1 protein-coding gene and 1 pseudogene are annotated in these 2651 nt (G+C 70.6%); both read left to right on the top strand.

Annotated features, from left to right (window positions below):
* The coding region (locus tag AB0C20_RS35915; protein WP_357569689.1) for an EAL domain-containing protein at positions 1–1772 on the top strand (1772 nt) is incomplete at its 5' end.
* Positions 1773–1822: 50 nt separating this feature from the next.
* Positions 1823–2542: pseudogene (locus tag AB0C20_RS35920) on the top strand (MerR family transcriptional regulator); the annotation flags it as partial.
* Positions 2543–2651: the final 109 nt, after the last annotated feature.

The raw sequence follows: 2651 nt of genomic DNA on the forward strand, positions 1-2651 counted from the left end.
CGGCCGAGCTGGCCGACCCGGCGCGCACGCTGGGGCTGCTCTTCCCGATGTTCGACCTGATGCAGCTCACCATCCTGGTCGCGGTCTCCGGGCCAGCCCGGCCGATGTGGCGGCCGATGACAGTCCTGGCGGCGAGCCTCACCCTGCGGGTCGTCGCCGACGTCGTCTACGTGTCGCTGGTCGCCCGCGCCGACTACACCGCCGGTCACCCGATCGACCTGTGCTGGCCGTTGAGCTACCTGCTGATCGGCCTGGCCGCCCGTAACCCGCCGCCACCGGACTGCGACGGCACCGACGACACCGCCGAGTCGCCGCTGCCGCCCTGGTGGCGGGTGGCGCTGCCGTACCTGCCGGTGGGCGGGGCGATCATCGCTGTGGTGCTGGCCCGCCGGCCCACCGGGCAGACCCCGCAGCTCGTGTTCGTGACCATGATGGTGTTGCTGGCCGCCCTCGCCGTCCGGCAGGGGCTGGCGGCCAACGAGAACCTCAGGTTGGTGGCCCGGCTGCGCCGGCTCGCGTACGGCGACCAGCTCACCGGGCTGCCCAACCGGCTGCTGTTCAACAGGCGGCTGCGCCTGGCCCTGCGCGACGGGCGACCGGTGGCGGTGCTGCTGCTCGACCTGGACGGGTTCAAGCAGGTGAACGACCGGTTCGGGCACGCCACCGGCGACACCCTGCTGACCGGGCTCGCGGCCCGGATGCACACTGCCGTGAACGGCGACGGCACCATCGCCCGGCTCGGCGGTGACGAGTTCGCCGTCCTTGTCGACGGCGAACGGCCGGTGTCACCCGAACGGCTCGCCGAGCGGCTGCTGGACGCGTTGCGGCCCTCCGACGACGAGGAGGACGTCGGGGTGCACCCGTCGGCGAGCATCGGCATCGCCGAGTACGGCCCGCAGCACGCCTCCCACACCGACCTGCTGCGCGACGCCGACATCGCCATGTACGCGGCCAAGGCGGCCGGGAAGTCCGCGTACCGCACGTGCACTGCGGCGTTGCGCGAGTCGGCCGTCTCCCGCGCCGAGTTGATCGCCGACCTGCGCCGCGCTGTCGACGAGGACCAGCTGCACCTGGAGTTCCAACCCATCGTCGACCTGACCACCGGCGCGGTGCGCAGCGCCGAGGCGCTGGTGCGCTGGCGGCACCCCCGGCTGGGGATGTTGCCACCGGCGAAGTTCCTGCCGCTGGCCGAGGAGACCGGGCTGATCCTGCCGATCGACCGCTGGGTGATCCACGAGGCGTGCCGGGCCGCCGCGACCTGGCGGGGCCGGGCGCCGGATGCCACGGTCGCTGTGAACATCGCCGCCGCGCACCTGCGTCGGCCGGACCTGATCGCCACTGTCACAGCGGCGACCAGCGCCGCCGGGTTGGCACCACGGGCGTTGACACTGGAGTTGACCGAGTCGGCGTTGATCGAAGGCACCGAGGCGGTGCTGGAGCGGCTGCACCAGCTCCGGGAGCTGGGCATCCGGATCGCCATCGACGACTTCGGCACCGGCTACTCGTCGCTGAGCTACCTGCACCGCATCCCGGCCACCGAGTTGAAGATCGACAGGTCGTTCGTGGCCCGGCTGGGCACCGACGACCGGGCGTACGCCACGGTGGAGATGGTCACCCGCCTGGCCGGCGCGTTCGACCTGGCTGTGGTCGCCGAGGGGGTGGAGACCGAGCGTCAACACGAGGCGGTCACCGCGATCGGCTGCCCACGAGGTCAGGGCTATCTGTACGGGCGGCCGGACGTCCCCGCGATGGTGGGCCAGAATCGGAGTTGACTCTCACGTAACGGCAGGCAGGAGCCTGGTTCCCGGAAGGGAGGGGGACCATGGCGTACACGGTGGGTCAGGTCGCGAAGGTGGCCGGCGTGACGGTGCGGACGCTGCACCACTACGACGAGATCGGGTTGCTCTCGCCCAGCGGGCGCACCTCGGCCGGTTACCGCCGCTACGACGACGCGGACCTGCAACGGCTGCAACTCGTCCTGTACTACCGGGAGCTTGGTTTCCCGCTTGAGGAGATCACCGCGATCATCGACGACCCGGCGGCCGATCCGGCCGCGCACCTGCGCCGGCAGCACGAACTGCTGACGGTACGGCTCAAGCGGTTGCAGGAGATGGTCACGGCGATCGAGTTCGCGATGGAGGCGAGCAAGATGAACATCCAACTCACGCCGGAGGAGCGGTTCGAGGTCTTCGGTGACGTCGATCCGGAGGAGCACCAGGCCGAGGCCGAGCAGCGGTGGGGTGACACCGACGCGTACCGGGAGTCGAACCGGCGGGTCTCCCGCTACACCAAGGAAGACTGGCTGCGGAACAAGGCGGAGAACGAGGACTGGGGTCGGCGGATCGTCGCGCTGATGGCCTCGGGCGCGCCGGCGGACAGCCCGGAGGTGATGGAGTTGGCCGAGGAGCACCGGCAGCTCATCAGCCGCTGGTTCTACGAGTGCTCGTACGAGATGCAGACCGGGTTGGCTGACATGTACCTGGCCGACGAGCGGTTCACCGCGTACTACGAGAAGATCGCCCCGGGGCTGGCCACGTATCTGCACGAGGCGATCCAGACAGCCGCAAGCTCGACTGGGCCCGCAAGTTCGGCGCCACGCACACAGTTAACGCCTCCGAGACCGACCCGGTCGAGGCGATCCGTGCCGCCAC

Origin of the sequence: Micromonospora sp. NPDC048843, from assembly GCF_040649965.1 — a bacterium.
In the GTDB taxonomy this organism is placed as follows: domain Bacteria; phylum Actinomycetota; class Actinomycetes; order Mycobacteriales; family Micromonosporaceae; genus Micromonospora; species Micromonospora hortensis.